This window comes from Mycobacterium sp. 852014-52144_SCH5372336, from assembly GCF_001665615.1.
In the GTDB taxonomy this organism is placed as follows: Bacteria; Actinomycetota; Actinomycetes; order Mycobacteriales; family Mycobacteriaceae; genus Mycobacterium; species Mycobacterium neumannii_A.
The window spans coordinates 21,741-45,773 of the sequence record NZ_LZSW01000067.1 but is presented as its reverse complement, the minus strand read 5'-3'; the positions used below and the strand labels follow the sequence as shown (position 1 = coordinate 45,773).

Sequence of the window (24,033 nt, the reverse complement as noted above, 5' to 3'; positions counted from 1 at the left end):
AGGTACGAGCCGCGCTGAGGAGTGCGACCGTCGGGTTAGTCGCGCGACGATCAAGCGGCGAGGCACGAGCCGCGCTGAGGAGTGCGACCATCTAATTAGCCTTTCAGCTTTCCATCGAGGTACTCGCTGCGGCAGGCACCGCGGGCCAGCTTGCCGCTGGTCGTGCGCGGAATGACGCCGGCCGCGACGAACCGGATGTCGGCGACCGGGATACCGTGCCGCGCAAGCACATCGGAGCGGATCGCGTCGATCTCCGGTGCGGGATCGTTGCGAGCGGTTCCGGTCGCGCGTTCGGCGACGATCACGAGGGCTGCCCCGTGGGGTGCGGGGACGGTGAACGCGGTGACGTGTCCGGCTCGTGTCATCGCCGAGGCGCCTTCGGCGGTCGACTCGATGTCCTGCGGATAGTGGTGTCTGCCGTCGATGACGATCAGATCGGCGCGCCGTCCGGTGACGAACAGCTCACCGTCGTGGTAGACGCCGAGATCGCCGGTACGCAGCCAGTTCGCTTCCTCGGCAACGCCTTCCGCGTGGCTGGCGGGCATGATCCGGGACGCGAGCCGGGCCTCGAAGGCGTGGCGCGACTCGTCCGGTCGACCCCAGTAGCCGCGCCCGAGGTTGGCACCGTGCAGCCAGATCTCACCGACACTTCTGTCGGGCAGTTCGGCGCCGGTGTCGGGATCGACGATGACGGCCCACTGACTGCGCGCCACCTTTCCGCACGACACATGGGCCACCGCGTCGAGCGAGTCGGCGGCGACGGGCACCGCGCGGCCCGCGCTGAGCTGCGCACGGTCGAGGTGTATCGCGGCGGCGTGGGCGTCGGGTTCGATGGTCGCGACGAACAGTGTGGCCTCGGCGATTCCGTAGGACGGCCGGAACGCGTTCGGCGGCAACCCGTATGGCGTGAACGCGTCGTTGAAGGCGGTGATTGCGTCGATGCTGACGGGCTCCGAGCCGATGATCAGCACCGCCTTGCTCAGGTCGAGGGCGTCGCCTTCTGCGGGTCGGCCGCGTTGGGCGGCGTATTCGTAAGCGAAATTCGGTGCCGCCGTGACCACGCGGCCTTCGCGCGACCCGTCCGACAATGCCCTGAGCCAGCGTTGCGGGCGTCGGATGAAGGCGGTGGGCGACATCAGCGTCGAATGTCCGCCGTACACGGCGGGAAACCCGATCATCGAAAGACCCATGTCGTGAAACAGCGGTAACCAGCTGACCCCGTGCACTTTTCGGTCGAGCAGGTCGATGGACAGAATCATCTGGATCAGGTTTGTGCCGACCGCCCGGTGCGTGATCTCGACTCCGGCCGGCGGCCGCGTCGCGCCCGAGGTGTACTGCAGATGGGATACGGCGTCAAGCGGCAGCTCCACCGGCTCGAAATCGCCTGTCACGCCGATGTCGTCGAGAACGACGACGCGCGGAGGCACGCTGTCGAGGCCGGACAGGAAGCTGCGCACGTTCGCGGCCGCGGCCGCCGTAGTCACCACGACCGACGGTTCGCAATCGCGCAGCGCCGTCTCCAGTCGTTGTGTGTGGCCCTGTAGCTCGGGCGCGAACAGCGGGACCGCGATCGCGCCCGCTTTGATCGCACCGAAGAAGGCGACGACGTAGTCGAGTCCCTGCGGCGCCAGAATTGCGACGCGGTCACCCCTCTGGGTCACGCGTTGCAGGCTCGCGGCGACCGCTCGCAGGCGTACGCCGAGTTGTTTCCAGGTGAGCTCGACGACCCGCCCGTCTCCGGTGTGGTCGAGGTAGCGGTAGGCAGGTGCCTCGCCGACGTTGGCGATGTTGCGGTCGATCAGCGAGATCAGGTTCACCCCGGCGGGCACCGCGACCTGGCCGTCGGCGTCCAGGCAGTCCTCGATCCGCAGCAGTCCGTCGTGCGGTACGGGACGGGACGTCATGGGAGCAGTCTAGGTACCGGCTGCGCTGCCTCCTGGTACGGCCGTACCAGGAGGGTTACTGCTCCAACGTCAGCACCGTGATATCCGGCGGGGCTCCGATGCGCACCGGCGGACCCCAGTAGCCGGCGCCGCGGGTCACGTACAACTGGGTGTCCTCGACGGTCGACAGGCCCGCGAGCGCGGGTTGCACGGCGCGCACGACGTAGTGGAACGGCCACATCTGCCCGCCGTGGGTGTGCCCGGACAGCTGAAGGTCGACCCCGCGCGCTGCGGCCTCCTCGACGAGCACCGGCTGGTGCGCAAGCAGCACCGTCGGCCCGTCGGCGGATATCCCTGCCAACGCGCGGTCGAAATCCGGTCCGTCCGAGACTCGTTCGCCGGCAAGGTCGTTGACCCCCACCAGGTTGAGAACCGCACCGCCACGGCGGATCGGGGTGTTCTCGTTGCGCAGCGGTTGAATGCCCAATCGCTCCATCTCGCGGAGCCATTCCAATGTGTCGTCGACGAAGTATTCGTGGTTCCCGGTGACGAAGAAGGAGCCCTCGCGGGCGGTCAGATCGCCCAAAGGCGCTGCGGCCGGGCCGAGTTCGGCAACGGAGCCGTCGACGACGTCACCGACGATCGCGACGAGGTCAGGGGCGGTCTCGTTGATCATGTCGACGATCCGCGCGGTGTGCGCCCTGCCTGCCAGGGGTCCGAGGTGGATGTCGGACACCACCGCGACGCGAAACCCACGAAACGCCGGGTCCAGGTTGCGCAGCCGCACCGGCACCCGCAGCACGTCGGGCGGTCCCAGCGCGGTGGCCGTACCGACACCGACCAGGCCCACCGACGCGGCACCCGCGGCCACGGCGCTCGCGCGGGCCAGGAACAACCGGCGGCTCAACCCGTTCGGGTCCTCGGGTGTCGCCGCCGGCGCCCCGCGGACCCACCGCCGCAGCACGAGCCGCACGGGTTCAAGCACCAGCAGCATCAGCAGCAGGTATGCGGCCAGCCCGAACCACACATAGCCGGGCCAGGTGTACCAGCCCGCGTCGACCGGACTGGTCAGCCGGGGCAGGAACAGCGCCGCGAGCAGCAGCCCCGCCAACCCGGCGAAGACGGCGCTCAGTATCCAGCGGACCCTGCCCGGCCGGGTGGTGTCCTTGATCAGGCGCTTCCACAAGTAGGCGTGCATGAGAGCGAGCACCGTGCCCAAGATGACGATGAACATGGCGCCTTTCAGTGGCTTTCGTGCGCGACCGATCGATTCGCGACGGGTAGCGCACCGTAATCGCAGGTGTTACAGCGAGACCGTTCCGTAGTCGCCGACGTGCTCGATCAGCGTGCGGAGCTGGTCGTCGGTGGTACCGAACGTGTTGTCGATGGCCGTGAGTCGCGCCGCGTAATGGCCTACGGGATACTCCGCGGTCATCCCGATACCGCCGTGCAGCTGGATCGCCTCCTGCGCGATATGCCGGCCCGAGCGCCCGATCTGGAATTTGGCCCGTGCGGCGATCACCGGGTCGAACCTGCCGTCGGCGATCGTCATCGCGGCGTAGTAGTTCATGCTGCGCGCGAGTTCGAGCGAGACGTACATGTCTGCCGCACGTTGCGTCAGCGTCTGGAACTTGCTCAGCGGAACGCCGAATTGCTTTCGGCTGGTGAGGTATTCGGTGGTGAGCCGCAGCGCCTCCTCCATCGCTCCGACCGCCTCCGAGCATAGCGCCGACTGATAGCGGATGACCGTTCGCGCGACGTGTTCGGTCGCATCCCCGCCCCCGCCAAGAGGTTCGGCGGGTGTGGAGTCGAACTCGAGCTGTGCACCACCGCGGCCGTCGAACGTCCGATACGGCGCCCGATCCACCGCCGCGCCGTCAACGACGAACAGCCCCACGCCGCCGCCTGGCAGCGCGGCGGTGACGATGATCGTGTCGGCGGTGTCGCCGGCCAGAAGGGGATTCTTGCGCCCGGTGAGCGTCCAGGCATCACCGCTCTGTTCGGCGCGCGTGGCGGGCTGAGCCGACGGCAGCCGCGCGCCGGGCTCCGCATGCGCGAACGCCAGCAGCGTCTCGCCGGTCGCCACGGCGTCGAGAATCTCCTTCTGCTGGTCGCTGCCCACCTCGGCGATCAGGGCGCCGGGCACCATCGCAGCCTGCGCGACCGGTTCGGGCGCAAGCCGTTTGCCGATCTCGGTCAGCACCACCATCACCTCGATCTGGCCGGCCTCCGTCGGGTCGAAGCCGAGCCCGAGGATGCCCACCTCGGCCAGTTGGCCCCACACCTGACGGCTCCAGCCGGGTTCCCCTTCGGGCCGGACGCTTTCGCGGCCCGCCAGCACGTCGCGGGTGACGTCGCGCAGTAGTTGCTGTTCCTCGGTCAGGTCGAAATCCACGGCAGGCTCACAATCCCAGGATGGTCGAAGCGATGATGTTGCGTTGAACCTCGTTGGTACCGCCGTAGATCGACGTCTTCCGATAGTTCAAGTAGCGGGGCGCGGCGTCCTGCGCCCAGGTCGGCACGTCGATATCACCGGCGTCGAACGGCAGTGCCTCCGGCCCGGCCACCTCGACGAACAGCTCGGTGGCGGCCTGCTGCAGCTGGCTGCCGCGCAGCTTGAGGATCGACGACGCGGGGTTGGGCTTACCGTCGGCCTCGGATCCGCTGACCCGCATCTGCGTGAGCTCCAACGCGAGCAGCCCGGTTTCGATCTCGGCCACCCGCGCCGCGAACAGCGGGTCCTCGAGCAGCGGTGTGCCGTTGACCTCGAGCTTGGCGGCGTGTTCCTTCACCTGTGCCATCCACAGTTTGGTCAGCCCGATGCGGGCGATGCCGGTGCGCTCGTTGCCGAGCAGGAACTTGGCGTAGGTCCAGCCCTGGTTCTCCTCGCCGACGAGTTGGTCGGCCGGGATTCGCACGTCCTCGAAGAAGACCTCGTTGACCTCGTAGCTGCCGTCGATCAACTCGATCGGGCGCAGCGTGATGCCCGGCGTCGACATCTCGGCCAACAGGAACGAGATGCCGGCCTGTCGCTTGGGCGCATCCGGGTTGGTGCGGGCCAGCAGGAAGATCCAGTCGGCGTACTGACCGAGTGTCGTCCAGGTCTTCTGGCCGTTGACGACGTAGGTGTCCCCGTCGCGGACGGCCGTGGTCCGCAGCGACGCGAGGTCGGAGCCGGCCTCCGGTTCGGAGAAGCCCTGACACCACCAGATGTCGATGTTGGCCGTCGGCGGCAGGAAGCGTTCTTTCATGGCCTGTGAGCCGAACTGGGCGATCACCGGGCCCACCATCTTGGTGTTGAACGCCAGCGGTTCGGGGACACCGGCCAGCTGCATCTCGTCGAGCCAGATCTGTCGCTGCAGCGGCGTCCAGTCCTTGCCACCCCACTCGACCGGCCAATTCGGTACGGCCAGGCCGCTGGCATGCAGGATTCGCTGGCTGGTGACCATGTCCTCGGGGAACTTCGAGTGCCCGGTCTTGCCCCGCTCGCGGATGTCCTCGGGAATCTCGGAGGTATAGAACCGTCGCAGCTCCTCGCGGAATGCCGCGTCCTCGTCACTCAGCGCCAATTTCACGGTCTACCCCGTTCCTCTCGTGCGGTTGCCGGCCGGGTACCCGCCTTCGGCCCGGCTTGCCCATCCATGTGGCTCCATCCGCATTGTGCTCGTCCTACTTCCATGCGAAGACCGGTTGCTCGAGTTCGTCGACCGGATCGTGACGGCCCTCCAGACACAGCCAGCGCAATTGCAGAAGCACGGCGCCGGTCGGCGCGTGGATCAGGTCGTTGCCCAGCGGGACCTGCACGACCGGCCGTGGGCTCTCCGGGATGTCGATGAACCGCGGAGAGTCGGGGCGCTGCAGCTGATGCAGGCCGACCCGGTACACCGCGACGACCTCCTCGGGCGCAGGGCGCGGGTCGAGCCGTCCCCCGCCCCAGATCACCACCGGGGTGATGACGTATCCCGACCGCGTCGGGTAGTCGTCGAGCAGACCCAACACCGTCGAATCCGGCAGCCTGACACCGACCTCCTCGTCGAGCTCGCGCAATGCGGCGTCGACCACGGTCTCACCCGGGTCCAGCCGGCCGCCGGGCAGCGCCCACTGCGCGGCGTGCGACGTCAACCTGGATGCCCTGCGGCACAGGAAGAAAGCGGCGCCACCGGAGACGTCGACCATCCGGCCGTCGAGACGAGCGTCGGGCATTCCTCGCCCGTCGTTCCAGCCTTCGACGTCGACAGGATCCACTCTGTCCTCGCCGACCTCGGAGTCGACGAGCACGACGGCGACCGCGGCGTGGCGTTTCGTCGGGTCGCTCACGGCGCGACGGTCGTGTCCGGACAGGTTCGCTTCGATCCGCTCGCGCAGCGACTCGTCGTAGGAGATCGTCACCGCTCGACCATAGTTTCGCGGGGTTTCGTCGGCACCGTCCGGGGCAACTCCCTCCAGACCACAGCCCCTACGGAAGGGATCGACATGGCACTCGACGATGACGACATGACCACCTCGGGCGCAGGCGGCGAAGGGACCGCTGACGGCGGTTCGAACCCTGAAGGTCACGACGGCGGCGCCGACGGCACAGCCGGTGGAGAGGGCCCGGCCGATGGCGGCTCCAATCCCGAAGGACACGACGGCGGCGCCGACGGCACAGCCGGCGGTGAGGGCCCGGCCGACGGCGGCTCCAACCCCGAAGGACACGACGGCGGCGCCGACGGGACCGCGTGACCCCTGACCGATGATGCTTCGGCGCTGCGCTGCGGTTGACGCCCGACGGTTCGCCGACGAGTACTGGGGCCGTCAACCGTTGCTCACCCGGGCCGACGCGCTACCCCGCGACTTCAGCGATCTGCTCTCGCCCGAGACGGTCGACGAACTGATCGCCGAGCGCGGGGTGCGCGCGCCGTTCATCCGGCTGGCCAAAGAGGGCGACGTCCTGCCCAAGGACTGCTATCTGGGGCCCGCCGGCTTCGGCGCGGAGATCGCCGACCAGATCGACTCGGCCAAGCTGCTGAGTCAGTTCGCCTCGGGCGCAACGATAGTGCTGCAGGGCCTGCACCGGCTGTGGCCTCCGCTCATCGACTTCGTCCGGCAGGCGGTCGACGAGTTCGGCCACCCGGTGCAGGCCAACGCCTACATCACCCCGCCGGTGAACCGGGGTTTCGATCCGCACTACGACGTGCATGACGTCTTCGTCCTGCAGGTGTCGGGTCAGAAGCGCTGGATCGTGCACGAACCGGTGTACGAGCACCCGCTGCCCTCGCAGCCGTGGACGGGGCATCGCGCGGCGATCGAGAAACGGGTGGCGCAGGACGCACCGGTCATCGACACGGTGCTCCAGGAGGGCGACGCCCTCTACCTGCCGCGCGGGTGGGTGCATTCGGCACAGGCGTTGCAGATGACGTCGATCCACCTCACCATCGGGATCTCCCCGGTGACGGCGGTCGACGTGGCACGCGCCGCCGTCGACCAGTTGGCCGCCGACGCGGCCTTCCGTGGGTCTCTGCCCATGGGTGTCGCCGATGCGGATGAGACGATGGCGACGGTGTCGAAGGTCATGGCGGAAATGGTCGGGTCGCTACGAGACGATGCGGCGACCCTGAGCGCGGGCGCTGCCGCGCACTTGGCACGGCGTCACGCCGACCGGACCCGACCCGTGGCCGTGCGACCGCTGGCCTCCCTTGCAGCATCCGAGCGAGCCGGGGAGACGGCCGTCCGGTGGCGACATGGGCTGAGCGCAACCGTCGACCAGGCCGGCGACCGGATCGTGTTGCGCCTGCCGGACCGGACCATCACGTTCCCGCAGACCTGTGGTGCGGCCGTTCGTGCGCTGCACGAGGGAGCCGTCGTCGACGCGGCCGACACGCCCGGCTTGGACGTCGCCGACGCAACGGTCCTCATCCGGCGATTGTTGCGGGAAGGCGTCCTCGTTCCCGTCAGCAGCGTCGTTCCCGTTCAACGGAACTCGCCGGCAGACGCCGGATGACGGTCGCCAGGAGAATCCCGTGCAGCGATCAATCGCTGGCCCGCGACGACCCGATGTACGGCACCGCGTCGGCGGGCTCGGCGTGGCTGCTGCTCGAGTTGAGCGGCGCCTGGGGACCGTCGGCGTTCCTGCAGTCGCCGACCAGCATTGACCCGCAACTCGGCCGCGCGATCGTGCGTCGGGCCGAGAAGGCGGGTATGCGCATCGCCGCGATCCGCAAGCACGGCCGTCGACCCGACACACCGCGGTGGCGCTGGTATGTGGCGCGCTGCGGCGTCGGCGAGGAGGCACTGCACCACGGAGAGGTCGACGACCCTCGTGACCTTCTCGAGCTCGCACTCGACGGCAGCGACGGGAGCATCACGACCGATCCGCTGATCGCGATCTGCTCACACGGCAAGCATGACCAGTGTTGTGCGGTGCGCGGCCGCAGCGCATGCCGCGCGATCGCTGCGGAGTACCCGGAATTCACTTGGGAGTGTTCGCATCTCGGCGGTGACCGGTTCGCCGCGACCATGCTCATCCTGCCGGAAGGGCTGTGTTACGGGAGGGTGGACTCCGCCGACGCCGCGGGGCTGGTACGTCTGTACCTCGAGGGCCGGTTGGACAACCGTTTCCTGCGCGGACGCACATCGCTTCCGCACGCCGTGCAGGCCGCCCAGTACTTCGCCCGTGAGCGCTACGGCGACGACCGGATCGACGCGCTGCATCCGTTGCACGTCGAACGCGGTGAGCACCTGATCCGGGTCCTGCTCGACGGTGACGCCGGACCCATCGAGGTCATCCTGCACGAGGAGTTGTCCGAACCCCTTCTGTCGCAATGCCATGCGCGCGTGGAAGGCCAGGTTCGCGTCTTCACGCTCGGCTCCATGGGCCCCCACGAGGTCTAGTCCGCTGCCGGCTCCGATGAGATAGTTCGACGGTGCGCTGAGGTTCAGGCGGCGGCCCGGCCGAAATACAGTTCCTGGGTCGCCAGGCACACCAGCTGTCCGGCCCGGTTGTACATCGTCGACGTGGTCAGCCCGCGACCGGCGACACCGCTGGGCGAAAACTGGTCGGACAGCACCCAATCCGACATGTCGACCGGCCGGTGGAACCACAGCGCGTGGTCGATCAGCGCGTTGAACGTGCCGATCGGGGTGGCACCGCGCATGGCGAGCGCCGTCTCGACCATCGTCGTGCCCGACAGGTAGGCCAGCAGGCAGCTGTGCAGCACCTCGTCGTCGGCCACCGGCTCACCGGGCCGCCACCACATCCGCATCCGCGGCGACGGTTCGCCGAGCTCGAGCGCCAAGCGCGGTGGCGCATCGATGTAGCGCAGGTCGAACGGCTGCGGCCGCACCCAGAAGCCGTTGTGCTCGTCGGCGAAGTCCGCCAGTTGCTGCTGCACCGGCGCAAGCGAATCCGGTTGTGGTACATCGGGAATCGGCTGGTGATAGTCGAGTGAATCGACGGGCGCGCTCAGCGACACCAGCGCCTCGAGCAGAATCTGGTCGTCCTGGACCGCGGTGACCTGACGCGTCGACAGCGTTCCGCCGTCGCGTGCCACGTCAACGTGCAGGTCGACCGGATAGCGGGCATCGCCTGCGCGCACGTAATAGACGTGAGCGCTGTGCGGCGTACGGCCGGGAGCGGTCCTGCTGGCCGCCATCAGAGCCTGGCCGGCGATGTGGCCGCCCACGATGTGGTGTGCCGGGTTGTCGAGTTGCGTCGCGACGAAGTGCCGGTCGCCGCGTCGGTCCACCTCGAGCGTGGCGACGATCTCGGCGAGGGTCGGAACGCGGTAAGTCACCCCGGCATCATGCCAGTGCGATTTCGGTGCAGTTCGTTGCGCTCAGCGCGACAAACCGCACCCAACTCATAGCTCGGCGAGGATCGCCGCCACGAACTCGTCGACGTCGGCCTCGGTGGTGTCCCACGCCGTCATCCAGCGCACCTCGCCGCGCGAGCGGTCCCAGTCGTAGAACCGCACCCGCTCGCGAATGCGGTCGGCCGCATCGGTCGGCAGCGACGCGAAGATCGCGTTCGCCGGGCTCTCCTGGGTGAACGCGAGCCCAGGCAACCGTCCCTCGGCGATGTGGGCCTCGAGGGTCGAGCGTAGCCGCGCCGTCATCGCGTTCGCGTGTGCGGCGCTGCGCAGGCCGAGGTCGTTCTCGAACAGCGTCAGCAGCTGCACCGAAGTGAAGCGCATCTTGCTCGCCAGCTGCATCGTCAGTTTCCGCAGATACTTCAGCCCGCTCGCACGGGCCGTATCGAGCACGACCACCGCCTCGGCGCCGAGCAGGCCGTTCTTCGTGCCGCCCAAGCTGAGGACGTCGACCCCCGCATCCGTGGTGAACGCCCGGAACGGCACGCCGAGCGCCGCTGCCGCATTCCACAGCCGCGCCCCGTCCATGTGCAACGCCATCCCGTTGGCGTGGGCGAAGTCCGCCACCGCCCGCACCTCGTCCGGCGTGTACACGGTGCCCATCTCGGTCGTCTGCGTGATGCTCACCGCAAGCGGCTGGGCCCGATGCTCGTCACCCCAACCCCACGCCTCGCGGGCGGCGAGTTGGGGGGTCAGCTTGCCGTCGGTGGTGGGCACCGTCAGCAGCTTGATCCCGGTCATACGCTCGGGCGCGCCGGCTTCGTCGGTGTGGATGTGGGCCGTCGACGCGGTGACGACGGCGCCCCAGCGCGGGAGAACACTGGTCAGCGCAACCACATTCGCGCCGGTGCCGTTGAAGACCGGGTAGACCTCGGCGCCCGCGCCGAAGTGTTCGCCGATCACGTCCTGCAACCGCGCGGTGTACGCGTCCTGCCCGTATGCGGGTTGGTGGCCGCCGTTGGCGGCGGCCAGGGCGGCGAGCACCTCCGGATGTACACCGGCATTGTTGTCGCTGGCGAAGCCTCGCCAGTCGGGATCGTGCAGACGCGACGTCACGCCTCATCCTTTCACCGTCCTGACGCGGCTCCCACACGCGGAGCGACCACTACCGGCCGCACGTGATGATCGTCGCCGGCCTCGATTTCGCCGCAGATATATGTATGTGCTATGCATACTTAGTGGCGCCGTCACGATACGACCAACTCGACGAACTGCTGACCCGCATCGCGGTCGCCCGGCAACGGCCGGGTTGGCGGGATCGTCTTCTCGACGGCGCAGGCCCCGTGACCAGCGCGTCGACCCTGCGGGTGCTGCGCGCGGTCGAGCAGTGCCAGCAGGTTTCCGGCGGCGCCTCCATCCGCGATGTCGCCGACTTCCTTGCCGTCGACCACTCCACCGCGAGCCGGTCGGTGGCCGCCGTCGTCGCCGCAGGCCTGGTGACCAAGACGTTCGCCGCGGACGATCAGCGCCGCTGCATGCTCGTGCTGACCGAAGCCGGGCACGAGGCCTCACAGACGGTGACCGACCGCAGGCGTGAACTGGTCGCCGAGATGATCGAGGACTGGCCCGACGCCAGCGTCGACACCCTGGTCGATCTTCTCGACCGGTTGGCCGAACGGTTCGAAGGGGCGTCGGCCCGATGACCGCCGAAGCCACCGCCCCGCCGCAGGAACGCGGTGCGCTCGGGTTGATGTTCGATCCGGTGTTCGGCGCGTTGTTCTGGGGAAAGATCTTCTCGGTCGTGGCGGTCTGGACGCACGGCATCGTCGCCGCGATTGTGATGTTCGACGCGACGCGGTCAGCCCTCATGGTGGGGTTGGTCGGCGTCGTCCAGTTCGCGCCCCAGCTGATCCTCAGCCCCATGAGCGGCAAGTGGGCCGACACCGGCAACCCCGCGCGGCAGATCCTGCTCGGCCGGGTGTTGTGTGTGGCCGGTTCCGGATTCACGGCGGTGTGGTTGTTCGCCGACCCCGCAGGACACGACATCTCCGATGCCGTTCCCGTGCTCCTGGGCACCTTGCTGGTCGGGTTCGGCTTCGTGGTGGGCGGACCGGCGATGCAGTCGATCGTGCCGAACCTCATCCGCGACGGTGAACTGTCGACGGCCATGGCGCTCAACAGCTTCCCCATGACCATCGGGCGCATCGTCGGCCCCGCGGCGGGCGCGTACATCGCCGCGCATCTGGGGGCCGGAGCCGCGTTCGCGGTCAGCGCGGTTCTGCATCTCGTGTTCGCGTTGTTCCTTCTCGCCGTGCGGTTTCCCGCACCGCCGACGCGGCTCGCCGACACCGATTACCGCGTGCGCGTGGCGCTGCGATACGTGTGGCGGGATCGCCCGCTGTTGCTGGCGCTGCTTGCGGTGACCACCGTCGGCCTGGCGTCCGACTCGTCGATCACACTGACCCCGTCGTTGGCCGACGAACTGGGCGGCGGCGCCAGCCTGGTCGGAACGCTGTCCGCGGTGTTCGGCGTCGGCGCGGCGGTCGGCATGGCGACCTTGGCGTTGCTGCGCGGCCGGATCGCGTCGCAGAACGTGTCGGCGATCGGGCTGGCAGGGCTCGGGTTCGGGTGTGCGGTGCTCGCGGCCGCGCCGGTGACCGCGGTGGCCATCGCGGGGTTCGTCCTTGCCGGACTGGGTTTCGGTTGGGCGATGACCGGGCTGAGCACCGTCGTGCAGGAGCGGGCCCCCGAGCCGTTGCGCGGGCGCATCATGGCGCTCTGGCTGGTCGGCTTCCTGGGTTCACGTCCCATCGCCGCGGCCGTGCTCGGCGGCGCGGCCGACGTGTTCAACGTGCAGGTGGCCTTCGCGGTGGCAATGGTGTTCTGCGCGACGGCCGCCCTGTGGTGCCGCCCGGCCAAACTGGCTGGCCCGCTACCGTCACACGTTTAGCGTTGCGCCTCAGGCGCTTTCGGCGGCCTTGCGCGCCCGTTCCGTCATGGAGGCGACCACTCCACCGTCGTTGAGGATGTCGGTGCCGGTGAGGTAGCCCGCCTTGGGACTGACGCAGAACGCGAACAGCTCGGCCATCTCCTGCGGTGTGCCCCACCGCGGGACGGCGGCGTCGGTGACCATCGCGCCTGCGCCTGCCTGCTCCTCCAGCCTGCCCATCTCGGTGTCGACGGATCCCGGGGAGACCGAGACGATGCGCAGGCCCTTGCCGTTGAACCGTTCGGCCTGTGACGAGCTGTACCACCGCACGAAGCTCTTGCTGACGGCGTAGGCAATGCCCGAACGCGCCTCCGGCCCGGCGATGTCGCATGCGGCCAGCATGTCGGCCATGAACGCGTCCTGATCGGCCATCGCTTGCGGGAACTTGTTCTTGGGGATCATCTCGTCGGGCAGCAGGTGCGCGGCCATGGATGCGACGTTGACGATCGCGGCGCCCTCGGAGGCCGCCTCGAAGAACGCCTCGTTGACGTTGACCGTGCCGATCGCGTTGGTGCGCATCACATATTCGGCGTCACCCATGCTGGGGCTCACGCCCGCGGTGTGAACCACCGAGGCGATCGTCCCCACGCCGGTCGCCGTCTCGAAGAGCCGATCGACCGCCGCCCCGTCGGTGACATCACAGTGCACGGCGGTGACGGTGATGCCCGCGTCGGCCAACTCCGCGGCCGCGGTGTCGAGCCGGTCCTTCCTGACGTCGCACAGGACCAGGGCGTGGTCATGTTCGAGGATGCGGGCCGTCGCCTGGCCCATGCCACCGGCGCCACCGGTGATGATCGACACTCGACTCATAGCGGGAACGCTATACCGAAAGCGCGACGGGATGCCCGACGGGTGGGCCGTCCGTCCGTTAGACGCCGACCGCGCGCTCCAGATCCTTCAGCGACGTCTCGAGGTGGCCGAGTAGCCGCTGAAGCGACGGCACGCTCCTCCGATCGCCGACCAACCCGAAGTCGAGGTTGTCGGCATTGTTGGCCAACGTGATGTTGAGCGCCTGCCCGTCGAGCGGAATCGAGAAGGGGTAGTTGCCGTCGAGTCGGGCGCCGTTCCAGTACATCGGCTGCCTGGCGCCGGGCACGTTGGAGATCACGATGTTGAACGGCGGTGGCGAGGTGGAGACGAAGCCCGGCAGCAATCCGAGCGCCAGCCCGCCCACCAACAACGCCGACAAAGCCAACTGCTGAACACGCGGCAGTTCGGAGAAGACTTTCTTGTTGTCGCGCATCGACGTGGCGATCGCTTCCAGTCGCTGCACGGGATCCTCGAGATCGGTGGCGAGATTGCACAGGATTGCGCCCACCAGGTTCCCACCGCCCTCGGCGTCCTTCTCGGTGCGCAGATTCACAGGAACCATCGCGACCAGCGGCGTGTCCGGCAACGCGTCTTCGTCGGCCAGATACTCCCGCAGCGCCCCCGCACACATGGCCAGCACGACGTCGTTGACGGTCACGCCCGCAGCGCTTTTGACCTTCTGGATGCGCTCCAACGCCCACGACTGGGCCGCGACCCGCCGCGCCCCGCCGATGCGGACGTTGAGCATCGTCTTCGGTGCGCGGAACGGAAGGGTGAGCTCCTGCTCGATGAGGGCGGCTCGCGCCAGCGACAACGTGGTCGGTGCGAGACCGGCGACCGAGCTCGCGGCCTCGCTCACCGTCTGCAGCAGTGACGGACCGGATTTCGGGCCCGACCGGCGCCGTGGCGGCAAGCTCCACGGTGCCTGAATCGACGTGTCACCCGGATCGGTGGAAAGCGTCCGCTGCACCAGCTTCATTGCCGATACGCCGTCGATCAGCGAGTGGTGAAACTTCGTGTAAACCGCGAAGCGTCCGTCGGTCAGCCCCTCGATCAGGTGCGCCTCCCACAACGGGCGGTGGCGGTCGAGCAGCGTGCCGTGCAATCTCGAGACCAGCTCGAGTAGCTCACGCACCCGGCCCGGCGCCGGGAGCGCCGAGCGGCGCAGATGGTATTCGAGATCGATGTCCTTGTCGGAGGACCACACCAGGTTGGTGAGCCCGCCGAAGAACGCCGGATGTTTGCGGAAGGTCGGCTGCACATCGGTCTGCTCCACCAGGGTGTCGTAAAGATCCCGCAGGAAGTCGGGGCCGGCCCCGGCCGGTGGCACGTACAGCGTTAGACCGCCGACATGCATTGGGTGTTCCCGGGATTCGCCGAGCAGAAAGATCAGGTCCGTGGGTGATATCGGTTGCATGCGGCCTCCGGCTTCGATGCTTGAGAATGCTCAAGACTTGTCTGTACATCCCCCACGCGGTCATTGCACAAACGTGTATCGCGGCCGGTGACCAGGACGCTGCTTCAGCCTCCCACTCACGGGACGACCGCGCCAGGTCATCCGACGGCGGACGACGAAGGTGGCGCGGAATGCCCCTCGGGCCCGACGTGCGTCATCAATCGGACGATCTCTTTGCGGTCGGCTTCCGACGGCATACCCATGTCCGGTGTGTAGCCGTACACCTCGTGCAGCGGCGTGGAATCGGTGCGGGTGTCGAGGATGTCGACGTCTTCGGTGGTGATCAATCCAGGATGTTCTACGCCGCACGCCTCGGCCACCTTGACCAGGTCGCGGCGCAGTGTCCTGACGTAGTTGGCGACCCGCTCGGCCTTGACGTCGGGCACCAGGCCACGGGCCAACCATGCGTTCTGGGTGGCGACTCCGGTCGGGCAGGTGTCGGTGTGGCATTTCAGCGCCTGGATGCACCCGATCGCGAGCATCGCCTCGCGCGCGACGTAAACCAGATCGCAGCCGAGCGCGAAGCCGACGATGGCGTTGTCCGGCAGTCCGAGCTTGCCCGCGCCGATGAAGACCACATCCTCGTGCAGGTCCCGCTCGGCGAAGATCCGGTACGTCCGCGCGAAGCCGAGTTGGAAGGGCAGCGACACGGTGTCGGTGAAGATCAGCGGTGCCGCGCCGGTGCCACCCTCACCGCCATCGATGGATATGAAGTCGACGCCGCGGCCGGTGTCTCGCATGAGATCGGCCAGATCGCACCAGAACTCGAGATCACCGACGGCCGACTTGATCCCCACCGGCAGGCCCGTCTCGGCGGCCAGCAGTTCCACCCAGTCCAGAAGGCTGTCGACGTCGGAGAACTCTGCGTGCCGCGATGGGCTCACGCAGTCGCGACCCTCGGGGATTCCACGAGCGGCGGCGATCTCGGCGGAGACCTTCGGTGCGGGCAGCAAACCTCCCAGAGTCGGCTTGGCCCCTTGGCTGAGTTTGATCTCCAGCGCCCGCACCGGCGCACCCGCCACCACGTCTTTGAGCTTGGCCAGATCGAAGCGACCGTCGGCGTCCCGGCACCCGAAGTAGGCGGTGCCGATCTGGAAGATCAGTTCCCCGCCGTGGCGGTGGTAGCGCGAGATGCCGCCCTCGCCGGTGTTGTGGAGACAGTCGGCCAGTGCGGCCCCCTTGTTGAGCGCCTCGACGGCATTGGCCGACAGCGATCCGAAGCTCATCGCGGAGATGTTGACCACCGAATTCGGCCGGAACGCGCCGGGTCGGTCGCGGGCCGCCCCGATCACCTTGGCGCACGGCACCTGTATCTCGCGGCTGGTGCCCGGTGACGACGGTGGGACGGTCTTGGCGAACGTGCGATGTTTGATCACCGGATAGCCGGAGGTGTACTCCAGGTCGTTGTCGGTGCCGAAGCCGAAGTAGTTGTTCTGTTTCTTGGCCGACGCGTACACCCACCGTCGCTGGTCGCGAGTGAAGGGCCGTTCCTCGTCGTTGGCCGCGACGATGTACTGCCGCAGCTCCGGGCCGATGGCTTCGAGTAAGTACCTCGCATGCCCGACGACGGGAAAGTTTCGCAGTAGCGCGTGCCTTCGCTGAAACAGATCACGCACGGCCACGGCGCCCATCGTCGAGGCTGCCGCGGCGGCGAGACCACGTACGGTGCGGCCCATGGGGTCAGGGTTTCCGGACAGCCACGGACCGAAACCCGCCCGTCACCGCGCGTGACGCAGGATCAGGAGTTCGCCGGTCAGCGTTCCGTTTTCGAGTAGCGCCCCGATGTCGCCGCTCTGCTCTTCGGCCAGCCGCCACGCCCGCTTGCGGCCGTGGCGTTCGGACAGCGTGATCTCCACCTTCTCGGCGCGTTCGGTCCACACCGCTGGAATGTCGGGCAGATCGGCGGTGCACAGCCGTTCCTCCACGACGAAGGAAGCTTGCCCGATGAGCTCGTCGAGACGCTCCGGTGTGGGGAAGTGATTGTCCGGAAGTCGATCGCCAGGGATTGCGCGATGCGCCACGAACGCCAGCAGCCCGACGCTCCCGCCGGGTCGCACCGTGCGGCGTAACTCGTTCAGTAGCGTGAGCTGATCCGGCGTGGTGCACAGGACGCCCAGCGACCACGCCGCGTCGAAACGCGAGTCGGCGATCGGCAGCGCAGAGCCGAGCCCACAGAGCACCGGGTGGTCGAACAACCTGCGCGCCGCCCGGCATGCCCCGGTTTCGGGCTCGACGAGCACCGGTCGCACCGAGCGCGCCTGCGCCGCGTACGCGGCCGGGCCGCCGACACCCGCACCGCAGTCCAGCAGCGTGTCGCCCGCCGCCAGCCCCATCCGCTCGATCAGCCAATCCAGTGCGGCCGGGCTTCCGCTTCCCCGGCACGCCGCGGGGATGTGGTAATCCGGTCCCAGATCCGCGGCCACCTGCGCCGTCCACTCGGCGACCGTGTCGAACTCGGCCTCCATCGCCTCACTCACGCTGCCACCTCCTGGATGCGGCGCCCCACTTCGGCCTTGATCTCGGCGCCGACGCGGGCACCGGATGCCGACGCCAGCCCGGAGACGTTCACGCCTTCGACGCCGTCGATCGACAACAACGCTTCCGCCTCGGCGACCGCCGCCTCGATTCCCGCCGCCACCGGATCTGCGGCGCCCAGGACGTATTCGGTCACCGACGGGTCGAGCTCGAGCCCGGGCAGCCCCTGCAGGACGGCCGCGGACACGCTGTCGGTGAACACCGCGACCGCCGCGATCACCGGGATGGACAGGCCCGCGGCGCGGGCGGACTGCATGAAGTCGGCGATCATGGCCGGGAACGGCACGTGGTTGAGAACCGCCAAACTGGCTCCGGCGCGCTGCTTTTCCACCAGACGGGCGGGCCGTCCATGTACCGGCGGCGCCGTCGGCGTCTCGGGTACCGCGGCGACCATGCCGATCGACGCCGCGAGCTCGACCAGGCGCGGCCCGTCCAGGTCGAAGGTCTGCGTCACGTCGGGGCGGACGTCATAGCCCCGACCGTCACCCGTCACGCACAACGCGGTGTCGACGCCGATACTGAGTAACCCGCGCAGTTCCTGCTCGAGGACCACCCGGTTGCGGTCGCGGCACGACAGCGTGATCCACGGCGCCACACCGGCGTCGAGCAGCAGGCTGCCCATCAGCGTGGGCGGGAAGTCCGGTTTGTTCTGATGCTCACCGACCAGAACGGCGTCACACGACGGTGCAAGAAGACCGGCGGTTGCCGCGACGTCCTGCGCATCGAATGCGGCGTTGCTGAAGTCGGTGAGCACCAGGGGTGGATTGACCGGCCGGGGTTCGTGTCGCGGCCCCGACCACGGCACCACGTCGGCGAATGTGCACGGACCCGCGCGCATCTCGCACTGGCCGTCGGGGCGCACACCACCACACGGACCGAACTCCATCCGTTTGGGACAGCCCAGCACTGGTGGCGATGTCACGTGTCTCCCCTTCGACGCTGAGCTCAGATACCCACCGCGTGCCCGTGGCAATCGCCACGGCGGTGCGCGCCGGTTTGAGAACCGACAGGTCGGGGCATCAACCCGCCGTGCTGACCGCAGTGTGGTTCGGCCTGGCCGCATCCAGCTCCCTCGTCATCGGCTCACTGGTGGGAGCGAAATGGAGCCCGCCGAAACGGGTGACGGGTGTGCTGCTCGCCTTCGCGAGCGGGGCGCTCATCTCGGCGCTGGCGTTCGAACTGTTCGAAGAGGCCTACCACATGGGCGGTGCGCTGCGTTCGGGTCTCGGCCTGCTCGCGGGCGCGGCCACGTTCGTCGCTGTCGACACCGCGCTGGACAGATACATCAGCGGGAAGTCCGGGCCCGACACCCGGGAAGTCGCCACCTCGGGAGCGCGCGGCGGGGTCGGGTTCGCGTTGTTGGCGGCGGTGACGTTGGACGGTGTGCCGGAGAACCTCGCGCTCGGTGTCTCGCTCGTCGGCGGTGTGTCGCTGTCGCTGCTGGTGGCGATCTTCTTCTCGAACCTGCCGGAGTCCCTCGTCGGCGCGGTCGCGATGCGCGAGTCGGGAACCAGCGCCCGCGCCGTCGTTCTGACGTGGTCGCTGTGCGCGGTGTTGCTGGCCGCTGCCGTGGTGCTGGGTCGTACGGTCGCTTCGGGATTGGACGACACCCTGCTGGCGGTCGCATTGTCCTTCGCCGGCGGCGCGGTCCTGGCGTCACTCGCCGACACCCTCATGCCGGAGGCGTTCGAACACGGCCGCCCGCTCAACGCGTTTGCGACCGCCGGCGGGTTCTTCCTGTCCTTCGTGCTCGCCGGCTGACGTGCCCCTCACACCGCCCGCAACCCGTACATGTACGTGGTGAGGTACTCGTCGATGACGGGACGGCGGATCTTCTGAGCCTCGGGCATCGTGATGAGCAATGCGTAGAGGCCGACCAGGAACGAGATCCCGTTCAGCGTCACATCGACGTCGCCGCGAATCTCACCGCGGTCTTGTGCGCGGCGCAGTTCCTCGACGACGGCGACGATGACCGGATGCACGGTCCATTCCTCGGACGGGGCCCGGGTGGTGGAGAAGTGCAGGGCCAGAAAGTCCTTGAACAAGCGTGCGCCGAGCCTGCGTTCGAGCGCCTCAAGCACGGTGACCGCTTTGGCCAGGGTCGCCCGCACATCGTGGGGCCGTCGGTAGTACCGCGCCAGCTCCGCGGCCATGCGCTCCTGTTCGCGTCGTTCCAACTCGAGGAGGACGTGTTCCTTGGTCGGGAAGTGGAAGAAGAAGGTGCCGTGAGCGACACCTGCCGCCGAGACGATGGCACCGATGTCAGCAACCGCGATACCCCCGCGCTTGAACTCGGCGATCGCTGCACCGAGCAGGCGCTCACGCGTCTGGAGCCCCTTCCTGCCGCGCTCGGTCTTCTCCGGTTTGAGCACTGACATCCGTTCCGTTCCCGTGGGCTCCGCTTGCGACGACTCTACAAGCGCCGCCGAAAATAAACTGACTCAAATCAGATTTTAGGGTTCCAATCCGGACCCGGAACCGATACGGTCCTGCAAGAACACCGGCTTAAACCAATGCTTTTCGCCGACAACTCGCGACGGGCAGTGGAGTATTCCACTCCATGCAAGCTGCAGTAAATTGACTCGAGTCACGTGGAGGGTGCGGTGCAGATCCTCGAAGAGGTGCAGGACCTGCCGAAGGCGGGCAATATCAGAGCTCAGTGGGTGAGCCTGTGGACCGGGCCGGCGGTCGGGGCCGTGCTGCTGCTGGCGCTGCTGGCGTTCCCCGGTTTCTGGCCACCACTGTCGCCCCTACTGTCCGCCGACCAGGTGGCGGCGTTCTACGCCGACAACACCGCGTGGATCCGCTTCAGCCAAGTGAGGTTCAACCTGTGCGGGATCATGATCCTGCCGTTCTTCATGGTGATCGTCGTGCAGATGAAACGGATGAAGACCCAGAGCCACGTCTTCGCCTACTGCTATCTCACCGCGGTCGTCAGCGGCGCAACGATTTTCGCCTTGTCGAACATCTTCTTCCTGGTCGCGGCGTTCCGCCCCGACCGCAACCCCGATGTCGTACTGGTGCTCAATGATCTCGCATGGATCGTGTTCATCGCCCCGGTCGGCATGGTCGTCACGCAGTTCGCGCTGCTGGCCGTAGCCGTCTACTTCGACGACGGGCCCGACCCCGTCTTTCCGCGCTGGGTCGGGCATTACTCATTGGCGACCGGCGTGGCGATGGTGCCCGCGGCCGGGGCGGCGGTGTTCCACACCGGCCCACTGGCCTGGGACGGGTTGCTGTCCTTCTGGATTCGCAACGGGGCCTTCGCGTTGTTCGTCATCGTGATGTTCTTCGTACTGCGCCGTGCGGTGCTCAGACAAGCGCACGACGAAGGTGTCGCGCGGTGAGCACGCTGCTCACGCGCCGGTTCACCCGGGAATCCGATGGACCGCCCGGCGGGAAACCCGATGTGCGGCTGGTCTATTGGTTCTTCCCGGCCTGGTATGCGGTCTTCGGCGTCATCATCTGCGTACTGGCCAGGGTGACGCCGCCGCCGCGTCCCGACGTCACCGCCGCCGACAAGGTCGCGTTCTTCGCCGAGAACGGACTGACAATCCGGGCCGGCTTCTGCGTACTGCTGATCCTGCTCGGCGGGGCGGCCGTCACCAACGGCCTGGTGGCGTACTTCATCCTGCGCATGTCGGTCGGCTCCGTGTTCGCGTACGGCTACATCGGCGGCATGGGTGTCGGGGCGCTGCCGGGGTTTCTTCTCGTCGCGGTGTGCTTTCTCACCGCCACCTTCCGAGTCGACCGTGACCCGGAACTCGTCAGCATGCTCTACGACCTGGGCATGCTGTCCTACAACGGGTCACTAGGGTGCTTCTCTGCGGCCTACCTGGTGTTCGCGCTCGCGATCCTCTACGACAAGAACGACATCTTTCCGAAATGGTTTGCCTACGTGACCATCTGGCAGATCGTCACCGAGGTCATCGCCACCCAGATGTTCGTGGCCTACTCGGGTCCGTTCGCCTGGAACGGTTCACTCGCGTTCTGGTGGTCGGTCGTGGTGTTCAGTCTCTGGCTGGGGGCGCTGATCGTCCTGCTCAAGCGGGCCACCAACCGCGAGCCGGTCGACGCCCCTGCCCTGAATTGAGGATTGCACTGTGACACAGTCTGATTCACGGGCGCTGACAACTCCGGCGGGCGACGCCCCGGTGGCCAGCGTGCCCCCGTCGGCCGGCCATCTGCCCGGCGACATCCACATGTGGGTGATGGTGCTCGGCGACCTGGTCATATTCGCGGGATACTTCGTCATCTTCATGGTCTACCGAGCCATGAACCCCGACGAGTTCCTTGCCGCCCAGCAGCACCTCGACATCAACATCGGGGTGCTCAACACCGTGATCCTGTTGACCAGTTCGTGGTTCATCGCACGAAGCGTGCTGGCCGCCCGGGGCGGCTCCCATGGCCGGGCGATCAGGTTCGTCTACGCGGGCGGCTTCTGCGGGCTGCTGTTCATCGGGTTCAAGGGCTACGAATGGGCCAGCAAGATCGCGGCGGGCCACACCAACTCCGAGATGTTCTACTCCTTCTACTACGTGCTGACCGGCGTGCACCTGGTGCATGTGCTGATCGGCCTGATCGTCCTAGGGGTCATCGTGCGTGAACTGAACAACCCCGGCAGACGCAGGACATCGATGGTCGAGTCGGGCGCCGTCTACTGGCACATGGTCGACCTGCTGTGGGTGATCATCTTCGGACTGCTCTACGTGATGAGGTGACGGTGACCAGCACATCGAAGAGGCGACGCCACCACATTGCCACCCGCACCATGGCGTGGACCTGGGTGGTCCTCACCGCGATCACGGTCGGCGCGTGGTGGCTGGCACCGGCCCATTTCACCGACACCGTGCACGCGAGCACCTCGATCACCGCGCTGGTCCTGGCACTCACCTTCGTCAAGGCACGGTTGATCATTCGCAACTTCATGGAGGTGAAGACCGGACCGCGCTGGCTCAAACGGTCCACCGACGCCTGGCTGGGCCTGCTACTGGTGACGGTGTTCGTGATCTACCTCATCTGACTTCGAGCCTTTGCGCACCGGGTACGTTCGTTGTGGTGGATGACGCAGAGGACCGGAAAGCCGACGACATCGCCCTCACCGGGGTCTCGGAGACCGCGCTGCTGACGCTGAACGGAAGGGCGCATCAGGCCCGTCATCCGAACGCGATCATCGACGATCCGATGGCGATCCGCCTCGTCGACGCGATCGACTTCGACTTCGACAAGTTCGGCCGCAAAGGCCAGGAGATGGGTCTGCGCTCGCTGGCGTTCGACCGGGCGGCGAGCCACTACCTGTCGGAGCATCCGCGCGCCACTGTCGTCGCGCTGGCCGAGGGTCTGCAGACCAGCTTCTGGCGCCTGAACACTCTCCTGCCTCACGCCGAATTCCGTTGGCTGACAGTCGATCTACCGCCGGTCATCGAGCTGCGCGAGCGCCTGCTGCCCGCATCGCCGCGGATCACCACGCTGGCCCAATCGGCGCTCGACTACTCGTGGATGGACAAGGTCGACGACAGCAACGGCGTCTTCATCACCGCGGAGGGGTTGCTGATGTATCTGCAGCCCGACGAGGCCATGGGGCTGATCGCCGCGTGCGCGGCGCGCTTCCCGGGTGGCCAGATGGTCTTCGACCTCCCGCCGGTCCTGGTGAAGAAGCTCGCCCCGAAGGGGATGCGGTCGTCGCGCCGGTACCGCGTTCCGCCGATGCCCTTCAGCCTTTCGGCGGAGCAGTTAGCCGCGCTCCCGGACACCATCCCCGGGATCCGCGCCGTGCACGATCTGCCGATGCCGTCGGGGCGCGGTTGGTTCTTCGAGAAGGCGTTTCCGGCCTTCTGGCGGTTCAAGCCGACGCGCAACTTTCGCGGCGCCTACACCTTGCTCGAGTTCGGCTGACGTCGATCTCGCGCTGCCGAACAATCTCTCAACGCTGCGAACCGCCTCTGACGTGCGGTTCGACGTATCTTCGATGTGATTAGATCGTTACCGATGTTTGTCACTTTCGTCACTCGGGTAACTTTGATAACAGACCGGTCACATGGCCGGCGATCACACCGAAGAAAGAGACGAATGGGAATCCACCATGAACACCGTCCTGTACTTCAGCACCAACGGCACCGTTTATGAGACCCGCGCGTACACGACCGCGGATATCGACCAGCTCGTAGAGGATCAGGGCCTGCAATCCCTGACCAGCGCCGACCGGCAGTTCGACTTCTGGTTCAGCCCGTCGACGCAGCGCTGCCAGCGACGCCCCAACCGAAAAGCCACCGAGCTGTTCCTGGCGACCAGTACTTTCACCGCCAAAACCGTTCCCCTGCTGCGGGGAGGCGTCGTCGTGGCCACCCATGACGAGGACGGCGAGCTCGACGGGCTCAGCTGGCAGCAACTCGACCTCCTGGTTCACCGCCGGCGCGCCCTGACAAAGCGCGACGAGCGAGCACTGCTCAGGCGGATCGCGCGCGAGGAGCGCAAGCAGCAACCGAAAGTCCCCAACCTGGCGCCCGTCTCCATCGGTTGCGCCAGGCCGCGCTCGGCCGTGCACTGACCCGTCGGTCGAGGAGGCGCCCACCG

The 24,033-nt window shown here is 67.5% G+C and carries 25 protein-coding genes; 12 read left to right on the top strand and 13 right to left on the bottom strand.

Going from position 1 to position 24,033, the window contains the following annotated elements:
* Positions 1 to 95: 95 nt before the first annotated feature.
* From A5759_RS25000 to A5759_RS24980, 5 genes are all read right to left on the bottom strand, one after another.
* Complete coding sequence (locus tag A5759_RS25000; RefSeq protein WP_068202101.1) at positions 96 to 1,904, bottom strand: fatty acyl-AMP ligase; 1,809 nt, start codon at positions 1,902 to 1,904, stop codon at positions 96 to 98.
* 55 nt (positions 1,905 to 1,959) lie between these two features.
* Positions 1,960 to 3,117 carry a metallophosphoesterase gene (locus A5759_RS24995; RefSeq protein WP_068202099.1) on the bottom strand — a complete coding sequence of 386 codons (1,158 nt, stop codon included), beginning with the start codon at positions 3,115 to 3,117 and terminating at the stop codon, positions 1,960 to 1,962.
* Between the two features lie 69 nt (positions 3,118 to 3,186).
* Positions 3,187 to 4,278 carry an acyl-CoA dehydrogenase family protein gene (locus tag A5759_RS24990; RefSeq protein ID WP_068202097.1) on the bottom strand — a complete coding sequence of 364 codons (1,092 nt, stop codon included), beginning with the start codon at positions 4,276 to 4,278 and terminating at the stop codon, positions 3,187 to 3,189.
* Between the two features lie 7 nt (positions 4,279 to 4,285).
* Entirely contained in the window at positions 4,286 to 5,458 is a 1,173-nt protein-coding gene (locus tag A5759_RS24985) for an acyl-CoA dehydrogenase family protein (protein ID WP_068202095.1), read from the bottom strand.
* Between the two features lie 94 nt (positions 5,459 to 5,552).
* Positions 5,553 to 6,272 carry a CoA pyrophosphatase gene (locus A5759_RS24980; protein WP_068202093.1) on the bottom strand — a complete coding sequence of 240 codons (720 nt, stop codon included), beginning with the start codon at positions 6,270 to 6,272 and terminating at the stop codon, positions 5,553 to 5,555.
* 84 nt (positions 6,273 to 6,356) lie between these two features.
* Here A5759_RS24980 and A5759_RS24975 point away from each other — a divergent pair, with 84 nt between their 5' ends.
* Genes A5759_RS24975 through A5759_RS24965 form a run of 3 tightly spaced genes read left to right on the top strand, consistent with a single transcriptional unit; the run spans position 6,357 to position 8,753 of the window.
* Positions 6,357 to 6,605, top strand: a complete 249-nt coding sequence (locus tag A5759_RS24975; RefSeq protein ID WP_066846371.1) for a BatC protein — start codon at positions 6,357 to 6,359, stop codon at positions 6,603 to 6,605.
* Between the two features lie 13 nt (positions 6,606 to 6,618).
* Positions 6,619 to 7,863, top strand: coding sequence for a cupin domain-containing protein (locus tag A5759_RS24970; protein WP_068202180.1), 1,245 nt, complete (start codon positions 6,619 to 6,621; stop codon positions 7,861 to 7,863).
* On the top strand, positions 7,860 to 8,753 hold the full coding sequence (locus A5759_RS24965; protein ID WP_068202091.1) for a sucrase ferredoxin: 894 nt from the start codon (positions 7,860 to 7,862) through the stop codon (positions 8,751 to 8,753). Before A5759_RS24970 ends, A5759_RS24965 begins: the two co-directional genes overlap by 4 nt.
* A 44-nt stretch (positions 8,754 to 8,797) precedes the next feature.
* Here A5759_RS24965 and A5759_RS24960 read toward each other — a convergent pair whose 3' ends face one another.
* Positions 8,798 to 9,655 carry an acyl-CoA thioesterase II gene (locus A5759_RS24960; protein WP_066846362.1) on the bottom strand — a complete coding sequence of 286 codons (858 nt, stop codon included), beginning with the start codon at positions 9,653 to 9,655 and terminating at the stop codon, positions 8,798 to 8,800.
* Between the two features lie 66 nt (positions 9,656 to 9,721).
* The gene (locus tag A5759_RS24955) at positions 9,722 to 10,786 is read right to left on the bottom strand and encodes a low specificity L-threonine aldolase (RefSeq protein ID WP_068202089.1); all 1,065 of its coding nucleotides are present in this window, start codon (positions 10,784 to 10,786) and stop codon (positions 9,722 to 9,724) included.
* A 104-nt stretch (positions 10,787 to 10,890) separates the two neighbouring features.
* Between A5759_RS24955 and A5759_RS24950 the strand changes: the two genes are divergently transcribed.
* Positions 10,891 to 11,373, top strand: a complete 483-nt coding sequence (locus A5759_RS24950; RefSeq protein WP_068202178.1) for a MarR family winged helix-turn-helix transcriptional regulator — start codon at positions 10,891 to 10,893, stop codon at positions 11,371 to 11,373.
* Positions 11,370 to 12,620 carry an MFS transporter gene (locus tag A5759_RS24945; RefSeq protein WP_068202088.1) on the top strand — a complete coding sequence of 417 codons (1,251 nt, stop codon included), beginning with the start codon at positions 11,370 to 11,372 and terminating at the stop codon, positions 12,618 to 12,620. The genes A5759_RS24950 and A5759_RS24945 overlap by 4 nt, the downstream gene beginning before the upstream one ends.
* 9 nt (positions 12,621 to 12,629) lie before the next feature.
* On the opposite strand, the gene A5759_RS24940 is transcribed toward A5759_RS24945, so the two are convergent.
* From A5759_RS24940 to A5759_RS24920, 5 genes are all read right to left on the bottom strand, one after another.
* Positions 12,630 to 13,469, bottom strand: coding sequence for an SDR family oxidoreductase (locus A5759_RS24940; RefSeq protein WP_068202086.1), 840 nt, complete (start codon positions 13,467 to 13,469; stop codon positions 12,630 to 12,632).
* A gap of 58 nt (positions 13,470 to 13,527) precedes the next feature.
* Positions 13,528 to 14,886, bottom strand: coding sequence for a wax ester/triacylglycerol synthase family O-acyltransferase (locus A5759_RS24935; RefSeq protein ID WP_068202083.1), 1,359 nt, complete (start codon positions 14,884 to 14,886; stop codon positions 13,528 to 13,530).
* A gap of 137 nt (positions 14,887 to 15,023) precedes the next feature.
* The gene (locus tag A5759_RS24930) at positions 15,024 to 16,601 is read right to left on the bottom strand and encodes an FMN-binding glutamate synthase family protein (RefSeq protein WP_068202082.1); all 1,578 of its coding nucleotides are present in this window, start codon (positions 16,599 to 16,601) and stop codon (positions 15,024 to 15,026) included.
* 42 nt (positions 16,602 to 16,643) lie between these two features.
* Positions 16,644 to 17,402, bottom strand: coding sequence for a class I SAM-dependent methyltransferase (locus A5759_RS24925; RefSeq protein WP_231984739.1), 759 nt, complete (start codon positions 17,400 to 17,402; stop codon positions 16,644 to 16,646).
* Entirely contained in the window at positions 17,399 to 18,382 is a 984-nt protein-coding gene (locus A5759_RS24920; protein ID WP_068202079.1) for a methylenetetrahydrofolate reductase C-terminal domain-containing protein, read from the bottom strand. The genes A5759_RS24925 and A5759_RS24920 overlap by 4 nt, the downstream gene beginning before the upstream one ends.
* Positions 18,383 to 18,426: 44 nt before the next feature.
* On the opposite strand from A5759_RS24920, the gene A5759_RS24915 reads away from it, so the two are divergent.
* Positions 18,427 to 19,221: a ZIP family metal transporter gene (locus tag A5759_RS24915; protein ID WP_231984738.1), complete on the top strand. Its 795-nt coding sequence runs from the start codon at positions 18,427 to 18,429 to the stop codon at positions 19,219 to 19,221.
* Positions 19,222 to 19,229: 8 nt separating this feature from the next.
* Here the strand turns inward: A5759_RS24915 and A5759_RS24910 are convergent, their stop codons facing one another.
* A complete protein-coding gene (locus tag A5759_RS24910; protein WP_156617022.1) occupies positions 19,230 to 19,838 on the bottom strand; it encodes a TetR/AcrR family transcriptional regulator in 609 nt (202 codons plus the stop codon).
* A gap of 225 nt (positions 19,839 to 20,063) precedes the next feature.
* Between A5759_RS24910 and A5759_RS24905 the strand changes: the two genes are divergently transcribed.
* The 6 genes from A5759_RS24905 (at position 20,064) to A5759_RS24880 (ending at position 24,007) form a co-directional block, all read left to right on the top strand.
* The gene (locus A5759_RS24905; RefSeq protein ID WP_068202168.1) at positions 20,064 to 20,807 is read left to right on the top strand and encodes a hypothetical protein; all 744 of its coding nucleotides are present in this window, start codon (positions 20,064 to 20,066) and stop codon (positions 20,805 to 20,807) included.
* The gene (locus A5759_RS24900; RefSeq protein WP_068202077.1) at positions 20,804 to 21,553 is read left to right on the top strand and encodes a hypothetical protein; all 750 of its coding nucleotides are present in this window, start codon (positions 20,804 to 20,806) and stop codon (positions 21,551 to 21,553) included. Before A5759_RS24905 ends, A5759_RS24900 begins: the two co-directional genes overlap by 4 nt.
* Before the next feature lie 109 nt (positions 21,554 to 21,662).
* Complete coding sequence (locus tag A5759_RS24895; RefSeq protein WP_082962281.1) at positions 21,663 to 22,181, top strand: cytochrome c oxidase subunit 3; 519 nt, start codon at positions 21,663 to 21,665, stop codon at positions 22,179 to 22,181.
* Positions 22,182 to 22,231: 50 nt separating this feature from the next.
* Entirely contained in the window at positions 22,232 to 22,483 is a 252-nt protein-coding gene (locus A5759_RS24890; RefSeq protein WP_066811442.1) for a cytochrome C oxidase subunit IV family protein, read from the top strand.
* 32 nt (positions 22,484 to 22,515) lie between these two features.
* The gene (locus A5759_RS24885; RefSeq protein WP_369816271.1) at positions 22,516 to 23,355 is read left to right on the top strand and encodes a class I SAM-dependent methyltransferase; all 840 of its coding nucleotides are present in this window, start codon (positions 22,516 to 22,518) and stop codon (positions 23,353 to 23,355) included.
* 187 nt (positions 23,356 to 23,542) lie between these two features.
* On the top strand, positions 23,543 to 24,007 hold the full coding sequence (locus A5759_RS24880) for a hypothetical protein (RefSeq protein ID WP_068202164.1): 465 nt from the start codon (positions 23,543 to 23,545) through the stop codon (positions 24,005 to 24,007).
* Positions 24,008 to 24,033 lie beyond the last annotated feature (26 nt).

Bases quoted from the DNA above. Each gene is read 5' to 3' on its own strand.
- A5759_RS24975 (WP_066846371.1), top strand. From the start codon at position 6,357: ATGGCACTCGACGATGACGACATGACCACCTCGGGCGCAGGCGGCGAA.
- A5759_RS24945 (WP_068202088.1), top strand. From the start codon at position 11,370: ATGACCGCCGAAGCCACCGCCCCGCCGCAGGAACGCGGTGCGCTCGGG.
- A5759_RS24970 (WP_068202180.1), top strand. From the start codon at position 6,619: ATGCTTCGGCGCTGCGCTGCGGTTGACGCCCGACGGTTCGCCGACGAG.
- A5759_RS24890 (WP_066811442.1), top strand. From the start codon at position 22,232: ATGGCGTGGACCTGGGTGGTCCTCACCGCGATCACGGTCGGCGCGTGG.
- A5759_RS24995 (WP_068202099.1), bottom strand. From the start codon at position 3,117: ATGTTCATCGTCATCTTGGGCACGGTGCTCGCTCTCATGCACGCCTAC.
- A5759_RS24895 (WP_082962281.1), top strand. From the start codon at position 21,663: ATGTGGGTGATGGTGCTCGGCGACCTGGTCATATTCGCGGGATACTTC.
- A5759_RS24965 (WP_068202091.1), top strand. From the start codon at position 7,860: ATGACGGTCGCCAGGAGAATCCCGTGCAGCGATCAATCGCTGGCCCGC.
- A5759_RS24935 (WP_068202083.1), bottom strand. From the start codon at position 14,886: ATGCAACCGATATCACCCACGGACCTGATCTTTCTGCTCGGCGAATCC.
- A5759_RS24940 (WP_068202086.1), bottom strand. From the start codon at position 13,469: ATGAGTCGAGTGTCGATCATCACCGGTGGCGCCGGTGGCATGGGCCAG.
- A5759_RS25000 (WP_068202101.1), bottom strand. From the start codon at position 1,904: ATGACGTCCCGTCCCGTACCGCACGACGGACTGCTGCGGATCGAGGAC.
- A5759_RS24880 (WP_068202164.1), top strand. From the start codon at position 23,543: ATGAACACCGTCCTGTACTTCAGCACCAACGGCACCGTTTATGAGACC.
- A5759_RS24910 (WP_156617022.1), bottom strand. From the start codon at position 19,838: ATGTCAGTGCTCAAACCGGAGAAGACCGAGCGCGGCAGGAAGGGGCTC.
- A5759_RS24950 (WP_068202178.1), top strand. From the start codon at position 10,891: ATGTGCTATGCATACTTAGTGGCGCCGTCACGATACGACCAACTCGAC.
- A5759_RS24930 (WP_068202082.1), bottom strand. From the start codon at position 16,601: ATGGGCCGCACCGTACGTGGTCTCGCCGCCGCGGCAGCCTCGACGATG.